Genomic DNA, 2,996 nt, shown 5'->3' with positions numbered 1-2,996 from the left:
TCGCCTGCCCAGTCCAACACGCCCTTACCCATGTCTGGCACTGGTCGAACTGGCGCCGCGCCAGCCAGGCCAGGGCCCGCGCCAGCCACTACAAACGTCGACATCACAAACTGTCGTTGCAGTACTAGGGGTGATCTCGCTAGAGGGGTGCGGCCGTCGACGGTCGAGAAGATCGTGCGCGCCCACTCGGCGGGCTCCGCGGGGGCAGATAGCGTGGCGGGCCCGTCGCCGCGTCGAAGGGGTGCACGATGACCGTGACGGCGAATCCGGCTGCCGCGGGGAACGACTCCTCGGCTGCGACCTCGAACGGTGCGATGGAGGTGTGGATCCGCCGCTCGATGTCCGTTCGGTGCGGGCAGACGCCGTGATGGTGTGCGGGATCGGTCGAGACGTCACCGACGGCAAAGTTTGGCAGCGGTCGGCGTCGTCGCGGATGCTGCCTGGATCAGCGGACATGGGGCAAGGTTGCGGGCCGCCGATACGCGGCCCGCGGGGGGACGACGATTCGTCCGACCGACGATCGATCCGGCAGAATGAGGGTTTGACCTGCAGTGACGGCAGGTCCCCTAACGGAAGGACTGGACCAGTACCGGAGTGCGCGCAGGTTCGATTGGTCGGGTTGCATGCGGAATCCTCCGATTTCAGCTGGTCGCGGCGGTACATAGCGCCAAGTAGCCCCCGCCCTCGATTTCGCTCGAAACTGATGGATTCCATGAGTTATGCGTGCAATCCGCGAGTTTCTCGCAGATTCCGATACTTGCCGCGGTTGGGAGCACATGTCTGCACCGTTTGACGCCCCAGTTCGAGATTCTTCACCCGGACCACCTCTACGGGACTTCGCAGGTCAGCGAGTTCCAGTCATGGGACGACAATCGGAACGTGCCGGTGAGGGTTCCTTGGGTTCGTGCGGTGCAGCGGGCACAGCACACCTGCCGTCGATCCTGCGGCGATTCATCCGATCGCGCACCCCGAGCGCGGCTGTCCAGCCTTCGGCCTCACCGTGCCGTGTATAGCACTTGCGACCCCCACCACTTGTTACGGTGACGCCTACCACCTGCAACCCGCAACTGCTTCCTGGGAGATGCCGATGTCCGACACCACCTGCCACATGTCGATCTCGCTCGACGGCTTCGTCGCCGGACCCGAGCAGAGCCGGGACAATCCGCTGGGCAAGCGCGGCGGCGAGCTGCACGGCTGGCATATCGGCGACCCGCGCGCGACCGAAGCCGACAAGACGGCCAACGGATGGCTCATGCGCCCTCGCGGCGCCTACGTCATGGGCCGCAACATGTTCGGGCCGATCCTCGGTGAGTGGAACGAGGCGTGGGACGGATGGTGGGGATCCGAGCCGCCATATCACGCCCCGGTCTTCGTGCTCACTCACCGCGAACCGATCGAGATGGAGGGCGGGACCACCTTCCACTTCGTCACGGAGGGGTTCGACGCCGCCTACGCGCAGGCGCTCGAAACGGCCGACGGCAACGGCGTGGACATCGCCGGTGGCGCTTCGACAGTCCGACAGGCACTCAACGCCGGCGTGATCGATGAACTCACCCTCGACATCGCACCCGTCCTACTAGGCAGCGGCGAGCGCATGTTCGACGGCGTCGAGACGTTCGGCTTGGAGCCCGTCGAGGTGCTCCACTCACCGCTAACCACCCATATCCGTTATCGCAGAGGCAGCGCCGGCTGAGCAGCAACTGCCCTTCGTGCGTCTCAATCCTGCGGTGTCTCATGAGGCCAGCTCCCGCTAACGACCATTTCTGGGGCACCTCCGATCCGAGCACCGGCTCTCCCTCTCGCTGCGACCGCGCGGAGTAGAACGGGAAGATGGGAAGGCAGGCAGCCGTCGTGCTCTACGTGCTCGCGCTGGTAGCCGTCGTGGTCGGCGTGGACGTCCTGTTCTTCAGGCACCACTTCTGGGAGCGGCTGCTGGTGAACGTCGGCATCGTCCTGGTGTTCGTGGCGTTCTATTTGAGGTTCCTGAAGGGTTCAGGAGCGCAGCCGCCGCAATTACAACCCGAAGTAGCCACACCTATCCAGGGCAGATAAACCGGTGCACCGTTAGCCCCCATTGGGCCAGGCCGAACGAGGATATAGCCCCGGCTCCCTCATCGTCACGCTCGCCGTCGCGGCGATCTGGTCGGTCTTCCAATAATGCGTGACGTCCTCGACGAGGGATCGCGAACGTGAGCGGTTCGCCTGACTCCGCCCTACTAGGAGCTCTTGAAGAGAGAGTTCTTCGTCGAGGAAGCCGGCACGACCTCGAGCCGCTGTAGCTCAGCACCGGCACCGGTGACGTCACCGTCAGCTTGGTCGAGTATTTGCAGGCCTTTCTCAACTGCGTGCCAGTCCGCGGACAGATCGAAATATCCCAGGAGATCAACGACCTCGGCGACCCACCGTTTCGCGCCGCGTCTGTCACGTCGCAGCTGGGCGTAGTAGGTCACCATGGCGTCGCTCACCGACTTCTTGCGCTGCCCCCACTTCTCGCCCTTCCGGGCCGCCTCACTGGCCAGTTGCCACAGCTGTGCAACGTCGACGTGCCGATCCAGCACCGGTTCCCTCACACCTGGCACAGTAGCGATCCAACAGGGCAGGTGATAGTGACCCTGCTGCATGTAGCCGATCGGCTATCGGCACAGCGCTTGGCGCGCCCGATGCGGCAGTCGGAGCAAAGATCGAATCGAACCCGCCAAATATCGGCGGCTTGCACACCGAAACCGGACGGGTTAGTCATGTCTTATGACCGAGAATCCGGGAACCCGCGCGGGTTTGCAGGTGGGTGACCGTGTCAAGGTGCACGCCGAAGGCACATCGGTGTTCGTCATCGTGAGCGTCGAGGGTGAGGACGCGCTGATCGAGTCCGTCGACGAGACGGCGCCGGGCCGCTTCCCGTTCCACTGCAAACTGTCGCGGCTCGTGCCCGCTGAGTCGTAGCCGCGTTCTCTGCTCACGGTCCTGGACGGCTCGGCGGCGGATCTGCACGGTGGGGT

Annotated in this window: 4 protein-coding genes and 1 pseudogene; 3 read left to right on the top strand and 2 right to left on the bottom strand. The window is 64.5% G+C overall.

The features are described 5' to 3' along the window. Positions 1–155: 155 nt before the first annotated feature. Positions 156–456, bottom strand: a pseudogene (locus WAW17_RS15805) (N-formylglutamate amidohydrolase); the annotation flags it as partial. A gap of 631 nt (positions 457–1,087) precedes the next feature. On the opposite strand from WAW17_RS15805, the gene WAW17_RS15800 reads away from it, so the two are divergent. Further along, positions 1,088–1,693: a dihydrofolate reductase family protein gene (locus WAW17_RS15800; RefSeq protein WP_422333892.1), complete on the top strand. Its 606-nt coding sequence runs from the start codon at positions 1,088–1,090 to the stop codon at positions 1,691–1,693. Between the two features lie 137 nt (positions 1,694–1,830). Beyond that, positions 1,831–2,052, top strand: coding sequence for a hypothetical protein (locus tag WAW17_RS15795; protein ID WP_422333891.1), 222 nt, complete (start codon positions 1,831–1,833; stop codon positions 2,050–2,052). A 164-nt stretch (positions 2,053–2,216) separates the two neighbouring features. Here WAW17_RS15795 and WAW17_RS15790 read toward each other — a convergent pair whose 3' ends face one another. Beyond that, complete coding sequence (locus WAW17_RS15790) at positions 2,217–2,570, bottom strand: hypothetical protein (RefSeq protein WP_422333890.1); 354 nt, start codon at positions 2,568–2,570, stop codon at positions 2,217–2,219. Positions 2,571–2,745: 175 nt separating this feature from the next. Here WAW17_RS15790 and WAW17_RS15785 point away from each other — a divergent pair, with 175 nt between their 5' ends. Continuing rightward, positions 2,746–2,940: a hypothetical protein gene (locus WAW17_RS15785; RefSeq protein WP_005573335.1), complete on the top strand. Its 195-nt coding sequence runs from the start codon at positions 2,746–2,748 to the stop codon at positions 2,938–2,940. Positions 2,941–2,996: the final 56 nt, after the last annotated feature.

Origin of the sequence: Rhodococcus sp. (in: high G+C Gram-positive bacteria) (assembly GCF_049286785.1) — a bacterium.
GTDB lineage: Bacteria > Actinomycetota > Actinomycetes > Mycobacteriales > Mycobacteriaceae > Rhodococcus_F.
This window is presented reverse-complemented; position numbering and strand designations above follow the sequence as displayed.

Excerpts from the sequence above, each read along its gene's own strand:
- WAW17_RS15800 (WP_422333892.1), top strand. The coding sequence starts at position 1,088 with ATGTCCGACACCACCTGCCACATGTCGATCTCGCTCGACGGCTTCGTC.
- WAW17_RS15795 (WP_422333891.1), top strand. The coding sequence starts at position 1,831 with ATGGGAAGGCAGGCAGCCGTCGTGCTCTACGTGCTCGCGCTGGTAGCC.
- WAW17_RS15785 (WP_005573335.1), top strand. The coding sequence starts at position 2,746 with ATGACCGAGAATCCGGGAACCCGCGCGGGTTTGCAGGTGGGTGACCGT.